Origin of the sequence: Pseudomonas sp. COW5 (genome assembly GCF_026240005.1) — a bacterium.
In the GTDB taxonomy this organism is placed as follows: Bacteria; Pseudomonadota; Gammaproteobacteria; order Pseudomonadales; family Pseudomonadaceae; genus Aquipseudomonas; species Aquipseudomonas kribbensis.
In genome coordinates this window covers 3,638,247-3,657,117 of record NZ_JAPHVP010000001.1, presented here as the reverse complement: position 1 = coordinate 3,657,117, position 18,871 = coordinate 3,638,247, and the positions used below count along the sequence as shown (strand labels likewise).

Annotated in this window: 19 protein-coding genes; 15 read left to right on the top strand and 4 right to left on the bottom strand. The window is 62.2% G+C overall.

Features of this window, described 5'->3' with window-relative positions; all coding sequences use genetic code 11:
- The first annotated feature begins 32 nt into the window (after positions 1-32).
- The 9 genes from OQ248_RS16705 to OQ248_RS16665 all read left to right on the top strand — a co-directional run bounded on the left by OQ248_RS16705 (position 33) and on the right by OQ248_RS16665 (position 7,672).
- Positions 33-779: an amino acid ABC transporter permease gene (locus OQ248_RS16705; RefSeq protein WP_085709477.1), complete on the top strand. Its 747-nt coding sequence runs from the start codon at positions 33-35 to the stop codon at positions 777-779.
- A complete protein-coding gene (locus OQ248_RS16700) occupies positions 779-1,450 on the top strand; it encodes an ABC transporter permease subunit (protein WP_114885245.1) in 672 nt (223 codons plus the stop codon). The genes OQ248_RS16705 and OQ248_RS16700 overlap by 1 nt, the downstream gene beginning before the upstream one ends.
- Positions 1,447-2,181, top strand: a complete 735-nt coding sequence (locus tag OQ248_RS16695) for an amino acid ABC transporter ATP-binding protein (protein ID WP_085709475.1) — start codon at positions 1,447-1,449, stop codon at positions 2,179-2,181. The genes OQ248_RS16700 and OQ248_RS16695 overlap by 4 nt, the downstream gene beginning before the upstream one ends.
- A 74-nt stretch (positions 2,182-2,255) precedes the next feature.
- A complete protein-coding gene (locus OQ248_RS16690) occupies positions 2,256-4,169 on the top strand; it encodes an ATP-binding protein (protein ID WP_265813365.1) in 1,914 nt (637 codons plus the stop codon).
- Positions 4,166-5,494 carry a sigma-54 dependent transcriptional regulator gene (locus OQ248_RS16685; protein ID WP_085709473.1) on the top strand — a complete coding sequence of 443 codons (1,329 nt, stop codon included), beginning with the start codon at positions 4,166-4,168 and terminating at the stop codon, positions 5,492-5,494. The genes OQ248_RS16690 and OQ248_RS16685 overlap by 4 nt, the downstream gene beginning before the upstream one ends.
- A 20-nt stretch (positions 5,495-5,514) precedes the next feature.
- Positions 5,515-5,844, top strand: a complete 330-nt coding sequence (locus OQ248_RS16680) for a GlpM family protein (protein WP_167443801.1) — start codon at positions 5,515-5,517, stop codon at positions 5,842-5,844.
- A gap of 121 nt (positions 5,845-5,965) precedes the next feature.
- Positions 5,966-6,886, top strand: coding sequence for an arginase (locus tag OQ248_RS16675; RefSeq protein WP_265813364.1), 921 nt, complete (start codon positions 5,966-5,968; stop codon positions 6,884-6,886).
- A complete protein-coding gene (locus OQ248_RS16670; protein ID WP_085709470.1) occupies positions 6,883-7,257 on the top strand; it encodes an EamA family transporter in 375 nt (124 codons plus the stop codon). Before OQ248_RS16675 ends, OQ248_RS16670 begins: the two co-directional genes overlap by 4 nt.
- The gene (locus OQ248_RS16665; protein WP_085709469.1) at positions 7,250-7,672 is read left to right on the top strand and encodes an EamA family transporter; all 423 of its coding nucleotides are present in this window, start codon (positions 7,250-7,252) and stop codon (positions 7,670-7,672) included. The genes OQ248_RS16670 and OQ248_RS16665 overlap by 8 nt, the downstream gene beginning before the upstream one ends.
- A 45-nt stretch (positions 7,673-7,717) precedes the next feature.
- Here OQ248_RS16665 and OQ248_RS16660 read toward each other — a convergent pair whose 3' ends face one another.
- Entirely contained in the window at positions 7,718-8,584 is an 867-nt protein-coding gene (locus OQ248_RS16660; protein WP_265813363.1) for a fatty acid desaturase, read from the bottom strand.
- Positions 8,585-8,651: 67 nt separating this feature from the next.
- On the bottom strand, positions 8,652-9,413 hold the full coding sequence (locus OQ248_RS16655) for a MipA/OmpV family protein (RefSeq protein ID WP_265813362.1): 762 nt from the start codon (positions 9,411-9,413) through the stop codon (positions 8,652-8,654).
- Between the two features lie 218 nt (positions 9,414-9,631).
- Between OQ248_RS16655 and OQ248_RS16650 the strand changes: the two genes are divergently transcribed.
- Genes OQ248_RS16650 through OQ248_RS16625 form a run of 6 tightly spaced genes read left to right on the top strand, consistent with a single transcriptional unit; the run spans position 9,632 to position 16,940 of the window.
- Entirely contained in the window at positions 9,632-10,345 is a 714-nt protein-coding gene (locus tag OQ248_RS16650; RefSeq protein WP_085709466.1) for an HAD-IB family phosphatase, read from the top strand.
- Complete coding sequence (locus tag OQ248_RS16645) at positions 10,338-11,732, top strand: aminotransferase class III-fold pyridoxal phosphate-dependent enzyme (RefSeq protein WP_085709465.1); 1,395 nt, start codon at positions 10,338-10,340, stop codon at positions 11,730-11,732. The genes OQ248_RS16650 and OQ248_RS16645 overlap by 8 nt, the downstream gene beginning before the upstream one ends.
- Positions 11,729-12,610: an alpha/beta fold hydrolase gene (locus OQ248_RS16640; protein WP_265813361.1), complete on the top strand. Its 882-nt coding sequence runs from the start codon at positions 11,729-11,731 to the stop codon at positions 12,608-12,610. The genes OQ248_RS16645 and OQ248_RS16640 overlap by 4 nt, the downstream gene beginning before the upstream one ends.
- Before the next feature lie 42 nt (positions 12,611-12,652).
- On the top strand, positions 12,653-13,780 hold the full coding sequence (locus OQ248_RS16635; RefSeq protein ID WP_265813360.1) for a GNAT family N-acetyltransferase: 1,128 nt from the start codon (positions 12,653-12,655) through the stop codon (positions 13,778-13,780).
- 6 nt (positions 13,781-13,786) lie between these two features.
- Positions 13,787-15,562 carry an ATP-binding protein gene (locus tag OQ248_RS16630; RefSeq protein ID WP_114885259.1) on the top strand — a complete coding sequence of 592 codons (1,776 nt, stop codon included), beginning with the start codon at positions 13,787-13,789 and terminating at the stop codon, positions 15,560-15,562.
- On the top strand, positions 15,552-16,940 hold the full coding sequence (locus tag OQ248_RS16625; RefSeq protein ID WP_119427767.1) for a sigma-54 dependent transcriptional regulator: 1,389 nt from the start codon (positions 15,552-15,554) through the stop codon (positions 16,938-16,940). Before OQ248_RS16630 ends, OQ248_RS16625 begins: the two co-directional genes overlap by 11 nt.
- A gap of 37 nt (positions 16,941-16,977) precedes the next feature.
- Here OQ248_RS16625 and OQ248_RS16620 read toward each other — a convergent pair whose 3' ends face one another.
- Positions 16,978-17,643, bottom strand: a complete 666-nt coding sequence (locus OQ248_RS16620) for a DsbA family oxidoreductase (protein ID WP_265813359.1) — start codon at positions 17,641-17,643, stop codon at positions 16,978-16,980.
- 50 nt (positions 17,644-17,693) lie between these two features.
- Entirely contained in the window at positions 17,694-18,728 is a 1,035-nt protein-coding gene (locus OQ248_RS16615) for an alpha/beta hydrolase (protein ID WP_085709459.1), read from the bottom strand.
- Positions 18,729-18,871 lie beyond the last annotated feature (143 nt).

Genomic DNA, 18,871 nt, shown 5'->3' with positions numbered 1-18,871 from the left:
TTGTACATCGATCGAATCGAGGGGAGACCCTAATGAATTACAACTGGGACTGGGGCGTGTTCTTCAAGTCCACCGGCGTGGGCAGCGAGACCTATCTCGACTGGTTCATCTCCGGCCTGGGCTGGACCATCGCCATCGCCGTCGTGGCCTGGATCATCGCCCTGTTGCTGGGCTCGCTGCTGGGCATCATGCGCACCGTGCCGAACCGCATCGTGGCGGGCATCGCGACCTGCTACGTCGAACTGTTCCGCAACGTGCCGCTGCTGGTTCAGCTGTTCATCTGGTACTTCCTGGTACCCGACATGCTGCCGCAGAACCTGCAGGACTGGTACAAACAGGACCTGAACCCGACCACCTCGGCCTACCTGAGCGTTGTCGTGTGCCTGGGCCTGTTCACCGCCGCCCGGGTCTGCGAACAGGTTCGCACCGGTATCCAGGCGCTGCCGCGTGGCCAGGAATCCGCCGCCCGCGCCATGGGCTTCAAGCTGCCGCAGATCTACTGGAACGTGCTGCTGCCCCAGGCCTACCGGATCATCATTCCGCCGCTCACCTCGGAATTTTTGAACGTGTTCAAGAACTCCTCCGTGGCCTCGCTGATCGGTCTGATGGAACTGCTGGCGCAAACCAAACAGACCGCCGAGTTCTCGGCCAACCTGTTTGAAGCCTTCACCCTGGCGACCCTGATCTATTTCACCCTGAACATGAGCCTGATGCTGCTGATGCGCATGGTCGAGAAGAAAGTCTCCGTGCCCGGCCTGATCTCCGTGGGGGGTAAATGATGGAATTCGATTTCAGTGGCATCGTCCCGGCCATTCCCGGCCTGTGGAACGGCATGCTGATGACCCTCAAGCTGATGGCGCTGGGCGTGGTCGGCGGGATCATCCTCGGTACCATTCTTGCGTTGTGCCGTCTGTCCCACAGCAAACTGCTGTCGAACCTCGCCGGCGCCTACGTCAACTATTTCCGCTCGATTCCGCTGCTGCTGGTGATCACCTGGTTCTACCTGGCGGTGCCGTTCGTGCTGCGCTGGATCACCGGCGAAGACACCCCGATCGGCGCGTTCACCTCGTGCATCGTGGCCTTCATGATGTTCGAAGCGGCGTACTTCTGCGAAATCGTCCGGGCCGGCGTGCAGTCGATTCCCAAGGGCCAGATGGGTGCCGCCCAGGCACTGGGCATGACCTACGGCCAGATGATGCGCCTGATCATCCTGCCCCAGGCGTTCCGCAAGATGACCCCGTTGCTGTTGCAACAGAGCATCATCCTGTTCCAGGACACCTCGCTGGTCTACACCGTGGGCCTGGTGGACTTCCTCAACTCCGCCCGCTCCAGCGGCGACATCATCGGACGCTCCAATGAGTTCCTGATCTTTGCCGGTGTCGTCTACTTCATCATCAGCTTTGCCGCCTCGCAGCTGGTCAAGCGTCTGCAAAAAAGGTTCGCCGTATGATCTCTATCAAGAACATCAACAAGTGGTATGGGGACTTCCAGGTGCTGACCGATTGCAGCACCGAGGTCAAGAAAGGTGAAGTGATCGTGGTCTGCGGCCCGTCCGGTTCGGGCAAGTCGACCCTGATCAAGTGCGTCAACGCGCTGGAGCCGTTCCAGAAAGGCGACATCGTGGTCGACGGCACCTCGATTGCCGATCCGAAGACCAACCTGCCGAAACTGCGTTCGCGCGTCGGCATGGTGTTCCAGCATTTCGAACTGTTCCCGCACCTGACCATCACCGAAAACCTGACCATCGCGCAGATCAAGGTATTGGGCCGCAGCAAGGAAGAAGCGACCAAGAAAGGTCTGCAACTGCTTGATCGCGTCGGCCTGTCGGCTCACGCCCACAAGCACCCGGGTCAACTGTCCGGCGGCCAGCAACAGCGTGTGGCGATTGCCCGTGCGCTGGCGATGGACCCGATCGTCATGCTGTTCGACGAACCGACCTCGGCGCTGGACCCGGAAATGGTCAACGAGGTGCTCGACGTGATGGTGCAACTGGCCCACGAAGGCATGACCATGATGTGCGTGACCCACGAAATGGGCTTCGCCCGCAAAGTGGCCGACCGCGTGATCTTCATGGATGCCGGCAAGATCATCGAAGACTGCAAGAAGGAAGAGTTCTTCGGCGACATCAGCCAGCGCTCCGAACGCGCGCAGCATTTCCTCGAGAAAATCCTGCAGCACTAAAACCACACACCGCTCCCACATTGAATCGATGATGATCCTGAGATTTGTGTTGTGGTTGACCCAAGGCATCTGTGATGAAATGCGACCCCAATCTCTATCGCGCAACCACGCCATCACTTGCCGTGAAACCCCGTCTGATCCGCCATTTGTTCCTGCCGCCGCTGATCATCATCCTGATGGTCGGACTGGGTTACGCCGGCTTCTGGATCAGTGAACGCTTCGGCATTCGCAGCCTCAGCGAAAACGGCCAGCGCCAGCTCGAACTGAATGCCCGCGCCGTCGAAAGCGAAATCAGCAAATACACCTACCTGCCCAGCCTGCTGGAACTCGAATCGAGCGTTTCGCTGTTGCTCGGCGACCCGACCCCGGAACACCGGCAAACGGTCAACGATTACCTGGAAGGCCTGAACCGGCGCAGCCGCAGTCGGGCCATCTATGTCATGGACACCACCGGCCGGGTCATGGCCACCAGCAACTGGCGCGACGTCGACAGTTACCTCGGCGAAGACCTGTCCTTCCGCGCCTACTTCCAGAAAGCCGTGCGTGGCGAACCCGGACGCTTCTACGGGATCGGCAGCACCAACGGCGAGCCCGGCTATTACCTGGCCCACGGCCTGGAAGAACACGGCAAGATCATCGGCGTCGCGGTGGTCAAGGTGCGCATGGAAGCCATGGAAGAGCGCTGGCAACGGGCGCGCCTGGAAGCCTTCGTCAGTGACGAGAACGGCATCATCATTCTCTCCAGCGACCCGGCCCGACGTTTGAAATCCGTGGTGCCGCTGAGCGACGAGACCAAGGAAAAACTCGCCCGCAGCCTGCAGTACTACTGGTTCCCGCTCAACGAATTGCAACCGCTGGCCCGGGAAACCCTGGCCGAAGGCGTGGAAAAACTCACGTTCCCGGCCAACAGCGAAGTCCTGCCGCAGCAGGACCGCGACGAAGAGAACATCAGTTACCTGGCACAGACCCGGCCATTGAGCGACACGCCGTGGAATTTCACCCTGCTCACGCCGCTGCAGGACCTGCGCCGCGAGGCGATCAATCAGGGGATTCTGGTGGCCGTTGCCTTTGCGCTGGTGGCGTTCCTGCTGATTGCCTGGAACGAACGGCGCAAGGTCATCGCCACCCGCCTCGCCGCCCGGGAAGCCCTGCAGGAAGCCAACAATCAGCTGGAGCGTCGGATTACCGAACGCACCGCCGACCTGCGGGCCAGCAACGAGCGGCTCAAGAGTCAGATCCGCGAACGCCGTCAGGCCGAAGAAACCCTGCGCCGGGCCCAGGACGAACTGGTGCAGGCCGGCAAACTTGCGGCCATCGGCCAGATGTCCACCAGTATCGCTCACGAACTGAATCAGCCACTGGCGGCGATGCGCACGCTGTCGGGCAATACCGTGCGCTTTCTGGAGCGCGGCCAGCTCGACGTCGCCAGCACCAACCTCAAGACCATCAACGACCTGATCGACCGCATGGGCCGGATCACCGCCAGCCTGCGCTCGTTCGCCCGGCGCGGTGACGACAAGGGCCGCGCCAGCCTCGGCAAAGCGGTGGACGCGGCGCTGCAAGTGCTCGGCGCCCGTGTCGAAAAAGCCGCGCTGCAAGTGCATCGTCAGTTCATTGATGAGCAAGTGCAGATCGACCAGACGCGCCTGGAACAGATTCTGGTCAACCTGATCGGCAACGCCCTCGACGCCATGCAGGCGCAACCGCTGCCGGAGCTGTGGCTGGAAGGTGAAGAGTTCGACGGCAAATATCGCCTGCGGGTGCGCGACAACGGTCACGGTATCGACGCCGAAGCGCGCAAGCATCTGTTCGAACCGTTCTTCACCACCAAACCCGGCGAACAGGGTCTGGGCCTCGGCCTGACCCTTTCCGCCAGCCTGGCCGCCGCCACCGGCGGACATCTGGGTGTCGAGCACCCGGCCAGCGGTGGTACCACCTTCGTCCTCAGTTTACCGTTGGTAAGCCCTACTCCTGCCGAGCCAATATGAACAACGACCTTAGTGTGCTGATCGTCGAAGACGATCCCCATGTGCTGCTCGGCTGCCAGCAGGCACTGACCCTGGAAGACATTCCCTGCATCGGCGTCGGCAGTGCCGAAGAAGCGCTGGAGCGGGTCGGCGACAATTTCGCCGGCATCGTCATCAGCGACATCCGCCTGCCCGGCATCGATGGCCTGGAGCTGCTGACCCGCCTCAAACAGCGTGATCGCAGCCTGCCGGTGGTGCTGATCACCGGTCACGGCGATATCTCCATGGCCGTCGGCGCGATGCAGAAAGGCGCCTACGACTTCATGGAAAAACCGTTCTCCCCCGAGCGGTTGGTGGACGTGGCCCGGCGTGCGCTGGAGCAACGCAGCCTCGCCCGCGAAGTCTCGTCCCTGCGCCGGCAACTGGCCGAGCGCGATTCCCTTGAAGGACGGATCATCGGGCGCTCGCCGGCCATGCAGAACCTGCGCGAACTGATCGCCAACGTCGCCGACACCTCGGCCAACGTGTTGATCGAAGGCGAAACCGGTACCGGCAAGGAACTGGTCGCCCGGTGCCTGCACGACTTCAGCCGCCGCCACACCAAACAATTCGTTGCGCTGAACTGCGGCGGTCTGCCGGAAAACCTGTTCGAAAGCGAAATCTTCGGCCACGAGGCCAACGCCTTCACCGGCGCCGGCAAACGGCGGATCGGCAAGATCGAACACGCCGACGGCGGCACGCTGTTCCTCGATGAAGTGGAAAGCATGCCGCTGCCGTTGCAGATCAAACTGCTGCGGGTGTTGCAGGAGCGCACCCTCGAACGCCTCGGCTCGAACCAGAGCGTAGCGGTGGATTGCCGGGTGATCGCAGCGACCAAGTCCGACCTCGACGAATCGAGCAAGGCCGGCGAATTTCGCAGCGACTTGTACTACCGCCTCAACGTGGTGACGCTTGAGCTGCCGCCCCTGCGCGAGCGCCGCGAAGACATCCTGCAACTGTTCGAACACTTCACCCAGCAATCGGCCCTGCGCTTCGACCGCGCGCTGCCGGAGCTGGACAACCAGACCCTGTCCAGCCTGATGAGCCACGACTGGCCGGGCAACGTGCGCGAATTGCGCAACGTCGCCGAACGCTTCGCCCTCGGTTTGCCGGCGTTCAAGAAGTCCGGCGCCGGCAGCGGCGGCCAGGGCCTGGCGTTCGCCGAAGCGGTGGAAGCCTTCGAGCGCAACCTGCTCAGCGATGCCCTGCAGCGTAGCGGCGGCAACCTGACCCAGGCCAGCCTGGAGCTGGGCATGGCCAAGACCACGCTGTTCGACAAAGTGAAAAAATACGGCCTGAGCCATTAAGCGAGAACGATGTGGATCTGATTTTCAAAGCCTTTCTGGGTGCGGCGGTGGTGGTGATCCTCGCCATGCTGGCCAAGACCAAAAACTATTACATCGCCGGTCTGGTGCCGCTGTTTCCGACCTTCGCCCTGATCGCCCACTACATCGTCGGCAAGGGCCGCTCGGTCGATGACCTGAAGACCACCATCGTGTTTGGCATGTGGTCGATCATTCCCTACTTCGTTTATCTGGCGACGCTGTACGTGATGGTGGACCGGATGCGTCTCGAAGCTTCGCTGGCCGTCGCCGCGGTGGCATGGCTGATGGCGGCAACGGTGCTGGTCAGCGTCTGGGTCCGTCTGCACGCCTGAGCTGCCGTGCGGGAGAGGGGCTGGCCCGTCCCTTGCATTTACCCCCGAAAGCCCGCCCGGCCGGCGCTCATGTTCGATGAGGCCGGTGTCTGGGAGGGTCTGCCAAGGGTGAATTGCGACCTTGAATATTTTAGATCTCGACCACAGCCTGACCGCTCAGGCGTCCATCGCGCGGCTGCTCGACAGCGGCCGTGCCCGGCGCCTGGACCTGCTCGACCTCGGCCCGAAACTGCGGCTCTGGTCCAGCGAACGCACCTTCCGCCGTTTTGCCGAACGCTTGAGTGAGTGGCCCCGGCACAGCGGCCCGACGCCGGAAATTTTTTTCGTCGGCTCCGGCGACTATCACCATCTGACCCCGGCCTTCCTGACTGACTTGCCGGAGCCGGTAAGCCTGATCCATTTCGATAATCATCCTGACTGGGTGCACTTCGCGCCCCGCCGGCATTGCGGTTCGTGGGTCAATCAGGCCCTGAAACTGCCGAACATCGAACGCATCGTCACCCTCGGGCCGTGCAGTGACGATCTGCAAAATCCGCAGATCAAGGGTGGTAATCTCGGCGCCCTGAAACGTGGGGTGTTGCAGTTGTTCCCGTGGCAGCACCCGCCGTCGAAAGTCTGGGGCCGGGTCGGAGACGGCGCCGGCCATCAGCAACAGGAGAACCTGCTGCACTGGAACAACCTGGCCGATCAGGACTGGTCGGCGTTTCTCGAGCGGATGATCGCCAGCCTTCCGACCCAGGCCGTGTGGATCACCATCGACAAGGACGTGCTGGCCAGCGAAGACGCCGCGACCAATTGGGATCAGGGCCAGATGCGCCTGAGCCATTTGCTTCAGGCCATCCGCAGCCTCGCCGCCAGCAAGCGCGTGATCGGCATCGACATCTGCGGCGAGTTCGCCCGCCCGGCCTTCAGCAACGCGTTCAAACGCTGGGAAGCCAAGTCCGACCAGCCGCCGGCCGAGCGCTGGAGCGAGACCGATCTGCTGCGCAACTCGGCGACCAATCAGGCGCTGATCGAGTTGTTCGAGGAGCTGTTCCCATGACCTTGACCGTGATTCTGCTGGTGGCGTTTTCCATCGTGCTCGACGTGATCGGCCAGCTCTGCTTCAAGCTCGGCCTGGACCGTTTGCCGGAACTGGAAGGCGGTTTTCGTCTCGGTGCGTTCTGGGGTCAGGTGTTCAACGCACCGCTGTTGTGGTGCGGGATCGGCGCCTACGTGATCGAGTTTTTTGTCTGGCTCGAAGCCCTGTCCCGGGCACCGCTGAGCCTGTTGTTCCCTGCCGCCGCACTGGCCTATTGCGGCGTGGTGCTGGCCGGCAAGGTGTTTCTCGGTGAAACCGTCAGCCGACGGCGCTGGATGGGCACTCTGGTGATTACGGCGGGCGTGATGCTCGTGTGTGTCGGCCATGCCTGACTCTCAACTGATACTCAAAAGGAATGGCTCGATGGATTGGCTGCACGGCCGCCTCGGCACCGTGGTGCTTTGGGCGTTGCTGATCATTCTGGAAAGTGGCGGGCAGATCGCGACCAAGGTCGGCGGCGATCAACTGGGGCAGATGGACTTCACCCTGCAATGGCTGCTCAGCGTCGCCCAGGCGCCGGGAGTGCTGGTGGCAATTGCCTGCTACATCGGCGCGTTCTTTGTCTGGATGCTGATTCTGCGGCGCAGCAGCCTGTCGCTGGCATTTCCGCTCAGTTCGCTGGTGTTCGTCGGTGTACTGCTGGGGTCGTGGCTGGGCCTTGGTGAAGAGATCAGCCTGCTGCACTGGGTGGGCGTGGCCGTGATCATGGGCGGCATTGCGCTGCTGGCCGAGGGCGAGGAAAACTGAGGTGAACGGTCGTGGGAGCCTGCGGGCTCCCACATTTTTTACGGTTCAATCCTTGCGATGCGCCACCAGAAATCCGAGGCCGTGGGCCACCGGAATATCCTTCACCCCCGCCTCTCGCTGCTGCCCGGCGATTTCCCGGTGAAACGCCTTGACCCGGGTCCAGTGCATTTTCGGCCGGTAGTGATGCTCGGCGTGGTAGCCGTTGTTCATCCACAACAGGTTGTAGAGCGGGCTGTAGGCGCTGACACCCCAGGCGATGGGCGAATCCGGGTTGCCGCCGAGATGCTCGTAGTAACCGTTGAGCGAAGACAGCGCCTGCCCCAGGTACCAGAACGGCAGCAACACCAGCACCGCCCGCCAGTCACAGATCGCCAGCCCCAGATAGAACGCCACTGTCACACCGATCTCCACCTTGACCCAACGCGCATCGGCGGGACGTTTGCGCTGCATCTCGTCGTAGATCGGCTTGGGGTCGTCGCGAAAGAAACTCAGAAAGGTGTAGGCCCACGGATTCTCGGGCTGACCATCCTTGCCGCGCTGGTAGATCGACAACGGATCGATGGTCTTGCCATCCGCCCCCGGCCGGTCCGAGTTGCCCCGGTGATGGCGGTTGTGGATATCGCGGTAGAGAGTCTGGGAGAAACCGATGGTCACCGACAGCAACAGGTCAAAGGCGCGATTGAGCCACGCCGGGGTGAAATAGGCATTGTGGATCTGGTTGTGGGAAATGCTGTTGATGCTCCATGACAGGCTCACCGCATACAAAAACGCCAGCGGCAGCAGTGCCCACCAGGACAACGCATGGAAGGCCAGGACCAGCCATACCACAAAGGCGAAATGGGCCAGGCCGAGGGCCACGGGAATCAGGTCCCACAACGAATGGGCCAGCAAACGGTAAGCAGGGCGAGCCATGAAGAACATCCTGAAACAATGGGTTCGTCACGGCTGTCTGCAAAGGCCAGACCAGTTCCCGTCGGGCTTACTTGAATTTATAGGCGATCGCCATCTGCACCTCGCCCTGATTGGTGTCGCCGACGCTTTTGACGATGCTGCTGTCGGCGGCCGAACCGGTCAGGTGAATCCAGCTGGCGCTGGTCACCAGCGACCATTGCGGGCCAAGCGGGAACTCGAAGCTCTGGGTCAGCGCGATGTTCTGCAGACCGCCGCCAGCGTTGTAGGCACGGATGCCGGACGCCTGGGCTTCCTTGTCGCTGACACCGAAGAAGGTGTTGTTCTGCCGGGCGTTGGCGAAATGCGCGGTCAGATTGCTGCTGCCGATCACGCCGCCACCCAGCGGATAACCGATCTCGCCGCCGACCCGACCGAGCACGCCGCCCTGCCCGCCATTACCGCCGATGGCCTGGCCAACGGAGGCGAACACCCGCCAGAAGTCGGCCGGCGCGTACTGCACGAAACCACCGGCCTCGGCCATGTCCGGCACATCGCGCAAGCCGCGCAGTTCGCCGTTGGAGGTGCGGCCCGGCAGGTAATTCACATAAGGGCCGGCGCTGAAGCCGTTGGTCTTCAAGGCGCTCCAGGTCAGGCCGTCGTCGGTACTGAGGCTGACGTCGCCCCAGTCCAGATCCAGATACGGTATCGGCCGGGTTTCATAACGGCTGCCACTCGGGTCATGGGGCTGATAACCCAGGCCCACGCCCGCCTCCCCGGTAATCCCGTCCGCAATGGCGCTGGTTGAGAAAGCGCCCAGCGCTGCGAATAAAAACAGTGTCTTCCTCATCATGAGGCCATTCCTTTAATTGAACATGCGCGCATCAATCCCCGGATGCCACCCACCGCGCAAGCACTCATGTTGTTTGTAGCAAGCTACAAAAATTGTAGCTTCGAATTACAAAAGCACCTCATAAGCCCCGCCGGCAAGGGGCTGATGGCACTTGGCACAGTCCCTGCTCTACCCCTCGGCAAGCGCACACAACGCGCTCTGACCAATAGGTAATGCAGATGATTGACTGGCATATCGTGTGTGATTTCGACGGGACCATCACCCGCACCGACGTGATCGACAGCATCCTCGAACGCTTCGCCGACCCGAGTTGGGAAACGATCGAAAACCAGTGGCTGGCCGGTGAAATCGGTTCCCGTGAATGCCTCAGCCGCCAGCTCTCGCTGGTCAAGGCCACGCCCGGCCAATTGCTGGAATTCTTCGACAGCATCGAGATCGATCCGGACTTCCCCGACTTCGTCGACCACGCCATCGGCCTGGGCGCTTCCTTCGAAGTGGTCAGCGACGGCATCGAGCAAGGCATCGCGCGGATCCTTTCGCGCAACTACGTGACCCTGCTGCCGATCCTAGCCAACCGCCTGCGACAGCTCGATCACGAAAGCTGGCGCATCGACTTTCCGCATTCCAGCGACGCCTGCCGCGCAGCGTCCGGCAACTGCAAATGCAAATCCACGCCGGGCAACAAGCGCGTGCTGGTGATCGGCGACGGCCAGTCCGACATGTGCGTGTCGTCCACCGCCGACTTCGTCTTCGCCAAGGGTCGCCTCGCCGAGTACTGCGAACGCAACGCGATCCCTTACGCCCGCTTCGACAGCTTCGCCGAACTCCCGGCGCTGCTGGCCCTGCTGCCAAAGGCCAGCGCCGCCAACGCCACCGCTTTCAACTCCGACACCTTCAATACCGAAACCCAGGAACTCTTCCACCATGTCTGATATTCGAATCGCTACCCAGGAAGACCAGATCCTTCTGGAAAAAGAAGCCAAGTACTGCTCCTACGGCGACACCGTTCACTACATCGAACCGCCGCGCATCTTCAGCCGCTGCGAAGGCTCCTACGTCTGGGACACCGAAGACCAGGCCTACCTCGACCTGCAAATGTGGTACTCGGCGGTCAACTTCGGTTACGCCAACCCGCGCCTGAACAACGCGCTGAAACAACAGATCGACACCCTGCCGCAGATCGCCAGCCAGTACCTGCACAAAGGCAAGATCGAGCTGTCGGAAATGATCGCCGTGGACGCCAAGAAGAAGTTCGGCCTCGACGGTCGCGTGCACTTCAACGTCGGCGGTTCGCAGTCCATCGAGGACTCGCTGAAAGTCGTGCGTAACGCCAGCAACGGCAAGAGCCTGATGTTCGCCTTCGAGGGTGGTTACCACGGTCGTACCCTCGGCGCTTCGTCGATCACTTCCAGCTACCGCTATCGCCGCCGCTACGGCCACTTCGGCGAGCGCGCCAATTTCATTCCATTCCCGTACCACTTCCGTGGCCCGAAAGGCATGACCAAGGAAGAATACGGCAGCCACTGCGTGCAGCAGTTCGCCCGTCTGTTCGAGACCGAATACAACGGTGTCTGGGATCCGAAAGTCGGTGCCAGTGAATACGCCGCGTTCTACGTCGAGCCGATCCAGGGCACCGGCGGCTACGTGATTCCGCCGATGAACTTCTACAGCGAACTCAAGCATGTGCTGGACCAGCACGGCATCCTGATGGTGGTCGACGAAATCCAGATGGGCTTCTATCGCACCGGCAAGCTGTGGTCGATCGAGCACTTCGACGTCAAACCGGACGTGATCGTCTTCGGCAAGGCGCTGACCAACGGCCTCAACCCGCTGGGCGGCATCTGGGCCAAGGAAGAACTGATCAACCCGAAAGTCTTCCCGCCAGGTTCGACCCACTCCACCTTCGCCTCCAACCCGCTGGGCACCGCCGTGGGCCTGGAAATGTTCAAGATGACCAGCGAAGTCGACTACGGCGCGATGGTCATGGCCAAGGGCAAATACTTCCTCGAAGGCCTGCAGGACCTGCAGAAACGCTACCCGATCATCGGCGACGTCGATGGCCTGGGCCTGGCCCTGCGTTGCGAAATCTGCGCCCCGGACGGCTTCACCCCGGACAAGGCCACCCTGGACTTCATGGTCGAGGAAGGCATGAAAGGCGACATCGAGATCGACGGCCGCAAACTGGGCCTGATCCTCGACGTGGGCGGTTACTACAAGAACGTGATCACCCTCGCGCCATCGCTGGAAATCAGCTACCCGGAAATCGACCTGGGCATCGCCCTGCTCGACCGTCTGCTGGCCCGGGCGATGAAACGATGAACGCGGCCGGGATCGATCTGGGCGAAGGCGACGCCGGTTTCGTTCTCGGCACAGGGGAGGTCGCGGTGCTGTTGATCCACGGCCTCACCGGCACCCCGACGGAGTTGCGTCGGGTCGCCGTGGGACTGGCCAAGGCCGGTTGCACGGTGTACGTGCCGACCCTGGCCGGGCACTGCGGCGGCAATGCCGACCTGCAAGCCACCGGCTGGCGCGACTGGTACGAAGGCGTGCGCAAGACCTTCGTCGGCATTCGCCGTCAGCACAGCAAGGTATTCGTCGGCGGTCTGTCGATGGGTGCGGTGATGTCGATGTACGTGGCGTCCGAACACCCGGGTCAGGTCGCCGGATTACTGATGTATTCCACGACTTTGAAGTACGACGGCTGGAGCATCCACAAACTGGCGTTCCTCACGCCGTTGCTGATGAAAATCCCGTTCGGCGTGCACATCTGCAAGTTCGAAGAGAAACCGCCCTACGGCATCAAGAACGAGCGCCTGCGGGCCATCGTCGAACGGCAGATGAAGGAAGGCCACAGCAGTGAGGCCGGCCTGTTGACCATGGAAGGCGTGACCGTGCGCGAACTGCACCGGATGAACGCCGTGGTGCGCAAGCGCATGCCTTCGATCACCGTGCCGGCGCTGGTGCTGCATTCCATCGAGGACGACATCACCAGCCGCTGGAATGCCGACTACGTGGAACGCAAGCTCGGCGGCGAAGTGGTGAAGATTCTGCTGGACGACTGTTATCACATGATCACCGTCGACCTGCAGTACCGACGCGTCGTGGAATTGAGCGTGCAGTTCATCAACAACCACCGCACCGACCTTGCGCCCTCCGCTCATTCCCTGCCAACCGAGGAATACCGGCAGCGAGCGTGAAGCGCCTGCAAAACGACCTGCCATGCCGGTTAAGGAAACGACGTGATCACGGCCCAAGCCTTTTCAACCATCGAAGCGATTGATCGCGACGCGTGGAATGCCTGCTTTCCCGAGGAGCTCGAAGACTGGGCCTACTATCGCGCCGTGGAACAGGCCGGCATCGACGGCTTTCACTGGCGCTATCTGGCGCTGTTTGAAGACGACCGACTGATTGCGGCCGTCGTGGCCTTCACCACGGCTTATTCGCTCGACACCACTCTGCAGGGCACCGGCAAGCGCTTGAGCCAATGGCTGCGCAGTTGCTGGCCGGGGCTGTTCGACATTCGTCTGTATGCCCTCGGCTCGCCGGTGGCCGAGCAGTGCCATGTCGGCACGCACCCGTCGCTCGATCCGGCACGTTTGCCGTCACTGTTCGCACGCCTGCTGCACCTGGCCCGCGAGGACGCGGACCAGGCCGGCGTCGGCCTGCTGGCGGTCAAGGATGCTTCCCACCGCAACCCGCAATGGCTCCAGGCCTGTCGCGAGGCCGGTTTGCAAAGCATGCCGGGGTTGCCCGGTGCCGAGCTGCCGATCAAGTTCGCCTCGGTCGACGCTTACCTCGGCACCCTGGGCAAATCCACCCGCAAGGACCTGCGCCGGACCCTGCGCGGTTCGGGCCCGCGCATCGAATGGCGACGTTCGGTGGACGACCTGCTGCCGACCATGATGCGGCTTTACGAAGCGACCCTGGCGCGCAGCGACCTGACCTTCGAATGCCTGCCGGCTGCGTATTTCCGCCAGGTGCTGGAACACCTCGACGAACGTGCCGCCTGCGTTTTGTACTGGGTGGACGATGAGCTGGTGGCGTTCAATCTGGTGCTGCTGGACGAACAGCGGCTGGTGGACAAGTTCTTCGCCCACGACCTGGCCCGCACCCGCGAGCACAAACTGTACATGCGCAGCTGGCTGGCGAATGTCGGCTACTGTATTGAACACCGGATTCCGATCTACGCGTGCGGCCAGGCCGGTTATGCCAGTAAGCTGCGCCTGGGCTGTTCGTTCATCGGCAATACGGTGTTTTTCCGCCATCGCCACCCTGTACTCAATCACCTGCTGCGGCTGGTGAAAATTTTCATCCGCCCGGACCGTACCGATCCGGCCATGGCGACTGCGATAAGCGAACAACAATAAGCGAGCATGATGAGCAAAGACCGACGCGCCACCGCCCGACCCTTCGCCCTCTCCGGCTGGAGCCTGCAACGCAAACTGGTGCTGGCGTTCTGGCTGGTCAGCGTGATTCCGACCATGATCGCCGCGGAACTGGCGGCCACCACCCTGTCGCAGATTTTCGACAGCAACGTGCGGATCTGGCTGCAGGAATCGACCAAGATCGTCGAGGACGAGATCCGCGAGATCGTGCGCGACAATGCCCGGATCGCGCAGTTGTTCCTGCGCTACACCCGGCCACCCACGGACCGCCAGTCGGCCCGGCGCGACAAACTCACCGCCGACATCGCCGACTCCATGGGCATCGATGTGGTCGCACTGGTGCGCAACAGCGATCACAAAGTGGTGTTCAGCACCGCCGCCGATGACATCGTGCGGCAGATCAGCACCGCGCCCAAAGCCGTACTGCAAACCCTGCAGGTCGGCGGAGTGGCGACCGGCGCCGTGGTGTCGACCTTCGAGAGCGAGCAGGACGGCACTGACTACAAGCTGATCGTGGTGACCTACCTCGATAACAGTTTCCTCACCAGCGTCGCCGACGTGCATTCCCTGGACCTGCGGCTGTATCTGGCCAGGGACGCCGACTTCTCCGAGATTTTTTCCACCCAGCGCTTTGAAGATCACCCGGCGATCGTGCCCGCGAAAATCGAGGACCAGCTACGCAGTACCAAGCTGCCGATCGAGCAGTCGACCAAACGCTACAGCGGCATCTACCGACCGATTCTCAACGAAAACGGCGAACTGCAAGGCGTGGTGTTCAGCGGCCTGCTGCGCCACACCACGCTGGTCGGGCTGGTCAACCAGAGCAACCTGTTCATCCTGATTTTCATCCTCAGCTCGGCGGCTTCGCTGGCGGTGGGCTGGCTGGTGTCGGAGCGCATGACCAAGCCGCTGCGCGGTCTGGCCAAAGGTGTACAAGCGGTAATTGCCGGGGATTACCGCCAGCGCCTGCCGGTCACCGGCGGCGATGAACTGGCGGAACTGAGCAGCATCTTCAACCACATGAGCGAACGCCTCGGCGAGTTGCAGCATCTGGAGTCGCAACTGCGGCGCCGCGACCGCCTGCATGCGCTGGGCGAAGTGGCGATGGGCCTGGCCCATGAAATCCGCAACCCGCTGGGCATCATCAAGACCGCCACGCAGCTGCTGCACCGACGTGCGGACCTGCCGGAGACCGACAAGCGTCATCTGGAATACGTGGTCAGTGAAGTCAGCCGCATCAATGACCTGATCACCGAATTTCTCGATTTCGCCAAGCCCAGCGCACCGCTGCGCTCGACCCAACTGGCACGGCCACTGGTGGATGAACTGGTGGGCTTCTGTGCCCCGGAGCTGGCCAGCCACAACATCGATGTGCAAATCGAAGACCGCGCGCCGGGTGCGACCCTGTACGCCGATGCCCGGCAACTCAAACAGGCGGGCCTGAACCTGATCGTCAATGCCATCGACGCCATGCCCGACGGCGGCCGTCTGACCCTGGGCATCCACAGCGATCAACACAACACGGTCATCAGCATCAGCGACACTGGCCAGGGCATCGAAGCGGACATGCTCGAACGGATTTTCACACCGTTCGTCACCACCAAGGCGTCCGGCACCGGGCTCGGTCTGGCCAAAGTCTTCTCGATCATGGAAAACCATGACGGGCGCATCGAATGCGTCAGCGAAAAAGATGCCGGAGCCACCTTCAGCCTGTACATTCCGGCCAACGGTGAAGATTTCGACGAGGACAGCGATGACGCATAACGTACTGGTGGTGGACGACGAGCCCAAGCTCTGCGACCTGCTGGCATCGGCCCTGAGTCAGAACGACATTGCGGTGTTCACCGCCGGCAACGGCCTGCACGCGCTCAAGGTGCTGGAGTCCGAGGACATCGATCTGGTGATCAGCGACTGGCGCATGCCCGGCATGGACGGCCCGCAACTGCTGGCGGAAATCAAGAACCGCTACCCGCAGTTGCCGGTGATCGTGATGACCGCCTACAGCACGGTGAAGAATGCCGTGCAGTCGATGCGCAACGGCGCCTTCGATTACATCGCCAAACCCTTCGACATCGATGAGCTGGACATCACCGTCAGCAAGGCCCTGCAGTTTCGCGACATCCTCAAAGACAACCTGCGCATGCGCGCCGAACTCGACGAACACCAGCAGATCGACAGCCTGGTGGGCGACAGCCCGAGCTTTCGCCGGGTCCTGAGCGCGATCGATTCGGTGCGCGAAAGCAACGCCACCATCCTGCTGACCGGCGAAAGCGGCACCGGCAAGGAAATGGTCGCCCGGGCCATCCACAAGCACGGCAACCGCGCCGACAAGCCGTTTGTCGCGGTCAACTGCGCGGCGATCCCGGAAGGGCTGCTGGAAAGTGAAATGTTCGGCCACCGCAAAGGCGCGTTCACCGGTGCGGTGGCGGATCGGGTCGGGCGTTTTCAGCAAGCGGACAAGGGCACGCTGTTTCTCGATGAAATCGGCGAAATGCCTTTGGCGCTGCAGGCGAAAATCCTCCGCGCCCTGCAGGAACGCATCATCGAACCGGTGGGCGATCCACGCGAGCGCAAGGTCGATGTGCGGGTCATCGCCGCGACCAACAAGAACCTGCTGGACGCGGTGGCCAACAAGGAATTTCGCGAAGACCTGTATTACCGCCTCAACGTGTTCCCGATTCCGTTGCCGGCCTTGCGTGAGCGGGTCGAAGACATTGCGCCGTTGGCCCGGCATTTCGCCCACACCCTGGGCGCTGCGGCGGGCAAGCGCTTCAGCGGTTTCAGTGCCGAAGCGTTGCAGGCCATGGCCCGTTATTCGTGGCCGGGGAACATTCGTGAACTGCAGAACTGCGTCGAACGCGCGACCATTGTGGCGTCCGGCGCGGAGATTGAAGAACAGGACTTGCCGGCCTATCTGTTTGCCTCACAACCGACCCAGCCGGGAGCGCTGGTCGCCGAAGGCAGCGTGCCGGCCGACCTGGAAGCGGCCCTGGCAGAAGTGGAAAAAGCCTACATCCTCGCCGCGCTGGCCCAGAGCAACGGCGTGCAGGCTGCGGCGGCGCAACTGATCGGGATTTCCGAGCGCAGCTTCTGGTATCGCCTGAAGAAACTGGGGATTCACGTCGACAAGATCGTCCGCTGATCAGGGTTCCCGGGCCTTGCCCGGGAACCGCGCGGCCTCAATTCACCGTGCCGCCCTTCGCCTCGCTCATGATCTGCCGGATCGCCCCGACAAAGGTGTCCACCGGCTGCCCGCCAGTTACCGCGTATTGGCCGTTGAACACCACGGTCGGCACCGAACTCACGCCCCGCGACAGCCACAATTGTTCTTCCTTGCGCACGTCATTGGCGAACTCGTCGGACGCCAGAATCGCCTCGGCACGCTGTCGGTCCAGCCCCACGCTTTCGGCAATCTGTGCCAGTTGTCCATGATCGGACGGGTTGCCGCCATCGGTGAAATACGCCTTGAACAGCGCCTCTTTCAACGGCAACTGCAAGCCCTCCTCGCCCGCCCAATGCAGCAGCCGATGCGCATCGAAGGTGTTGTAGATGCGGCTGTTGGAATCGGTGCGGAAGGCGAAACCGACATCGGCGCCACGGGCGCGGATCACTTCACGGTTCTTCTGTGACTGCTCCGGGGTCGAGCCGTATTTTTCCTGGATATGCTCGCCGATGTTCTGCCCTTCGGCGCCCATCTTCGGGTTCAGCTCGAACGGCTGGAAACGGATCTCGGCCTGCACCTCGTCGCGCAGAATCTCCAGCGCCCGCAACAAACCGTACAGACCGACGACGCACCACGGGCAGGACACGTCGCTGACAAAATCGATTTTCAGGGCAGAACTCATGACACACCTCGCGCGTTCAATCGGGGTCAAAGACCTGCACGATACACCCGCTAGAGCAGGTTGCGCTCGCCCACCGGTTCGATCTGCGCCCAGTGCGAAGTGTCTTCACGGTGCTGCTGCAAATACGGCAACACCGCCGCCAGCAATGGCGCCTTGAACGCCTCCTGAAAACGATGGGCCAGGCCCGGAATCAGCTTCAACTGGCTGCCGCGAATGTGCGCCGCCAGGTGTACGCCGTGCATCACCGGCAGCAACGGATCGGCGGTGCCGTGCACCACCAGCGTCGGTACCCGCAACTGGTTGAGCAACGCCACGCGGCTTGGCTCGGCCAGGATCGCCATGATCTGGCGTTTCACACCTTCGGGGTTGAACGCCCGGTCATAGGCCACCGCCGCCTGATGCAACAGCATCTGACGATCATCGGTAACCATCGGACTGCCCAGCGCTGCCAGCAAATCCGCCTGTTGTTCCAGCGCCACTTCGCGATTGGGCGCGCCGCGCCGGGACAGCAATTGCACCAGTGCCGCGCTCGGTGCCGGCAGGCCTTCGGCGCCGGAGCTGGTCATGATCAGCGTCAGGCTCTCGACCCGCTGCGGCGCCATGGCCGCCAGGTGCTGGGCGATCATCCCGCCCATGCTCGCGCCGAGCACGTGGAATTGCTCGACGTGCAACGCGTCCATCAGGCCCAGCGCATCGTCGGCCATGTCGGTCAGGCTGTAAGGCGCCGCCACCGGCAGGCCGAGTTTGTAGCGCAACACTTCAAACGTCAGGTTGGCCTCGGCCGGTGCCTGGCGCCAGGTCGACAGACCGACATCGCGGTTGTCATAGCGGATCACCCGGAAACCCTGCTGACACAGGGCGACCACCACTTCGTCCGGCCAGTGGATCAACTGCCCGCCCAGCCCCATCACCAATAGTAATGCCGGATCCGACGCACGACCGATGCTCTGGTACGCCAGGCTCACCTGTGCCAGATCGACCCGTTCGGTCGGAACATTGACATCACAACGCGACGCCGCAGAAGACGCCGGCACGAAAAAAACCGCGGCCAACAACGCCGCGATTGCAAAAATTCCCTTGAACATGAAAAACACCGAAACGCAGAACCCCAGTAGAGCGCGAGTCTGATGAAGTTTGTTCAAGCGCGCTGCCACAGTTCGATGACAGTTTGATGAAGAGTGCCGAGCGGTCATGGGCGATCGCGATAACTATGTAACGCCGTCGCCTG

What these genes read in the sequence shown, in the direction of transcription:
- OQ248_RS16705 (WP_085709477.1), top strand. Translation starts at nt 33, where the DNA reads ATGAATTACAACTGGGACTGGGGCGTGTTCTTCAAGTCCACCGGCGTG.
- OQ248_RS16700 (WP_114885245.1), top strand. Translation starts at nt 779, where the DNA reads ATGGAATTCGATTTCAGTGGCATCGTCCCGGCCATTCCCGGCCTGTGG.
- OQ248_RS16695 (WP_085709475.1), top strand. Translation starts at nt 1,447, where the DNA reads ATGATCTCTATCAAGAACATCAACAAGTGGTATGGGGACTTCCAGGTG.
- OQ248_RS16690 (WP_265813365.1), top strand. Translation starts at nt 2,256, where the DNA reads ATGAAATGCGACCCCAATCTCTATCGCGCAACCACGCCATCACTTGCC.
- OQ248_RS16685 (WP_085709473.1), top strand. Translation starts at nt 4,166, where the DNA reads ATGAACAACGACCTTAGTGTGCTGATCGTCGAAGACGATCCCCATGTG.
- OQ248_RS16670 (WP_085709470.1), top strand. Translation starts at nt 6,883, where the DNA reads ATGACCTTGACCGTGATTCTGCTGGTGGCGTTTTCCATCGTGCTCGAC.
- OQ248_RS16665 (WP_085709469.1), top strand. Translation starts at nt 7,250, where the DNA reads ATGCCTGACTCTCAACTGATACTCAAAAGGAATGGCTCGATGGATTGG.
- OQ248_RS16660 (WP_265813363.1), bottom strand. Translation starts at nt 8,584, where the DNA reads ATGGCTCGCCCTGCTTACCGTTTGCTGGCCCATTCGTTGTGGGACCTG.
- OQ248_RS16655 (WP_265813362.1), bottom strand. Translation starts at nt 9,413, where the DNA reads ATGATGAGGAAGACACTGTTTTTATTCGCAGCGCTGGGCGCTTTCTCA.
- OQ248_RS16650 (WP_085709466.1), top strand. Translation starts at nt 9,632, where the DNA reads ATGATTGACTGGCATATCGTGTGTGATTTCGACGGGACCATCACCCGC.
- OQ248_RS16645 (WP_085709465.1), top strand. Translation starts at nt 10,338, where the DNA reads ATGTCTGATATTCGAATCGCTACCCAGGAAGACCAGATCCTTCTGGAA.
- OQ248_RS16640 (WP_265813361.1), top strand. Translation starts at nt 11,729, where the DNA reads ATGAACGCGGCCGGGATCGATCTGGGCGAAGGCGACGCCGGTTTCGTT.
- OQ248_RS16630 (WP_114885259.1), top strand. Translation starts at nt 13,787, where the DNA reads ATGATGAGCAAAGACCGACGCGCCACCGCCCGACCCTTCGCCCTCTCC.
- OQ248_RS16625 (WP_119427767.1), top strand. Translation starts at nt 15,552, where the DNA reads ATGACGCATAACGTACTGGTGGTGGACGACGAGCCCAAGCTCTGCGAC.
- OQ248_RS16620 (WP_265813359.1), bottom strand. Translation starts at nt 17,643, where the DNA reads ATGAGTTCTGCCCTGAAAATCGATTTTGTCAGCGACGTGTCCTGCCCG.
- OQ248_RS16615 (WP_085709459.1), bottom strand. Translation starts at nt 18,728, where the DNA reads ATGTTCAAGGGAATTTTTGCAATCGCGGCGTTGTTGGCCGCGGTTTTT.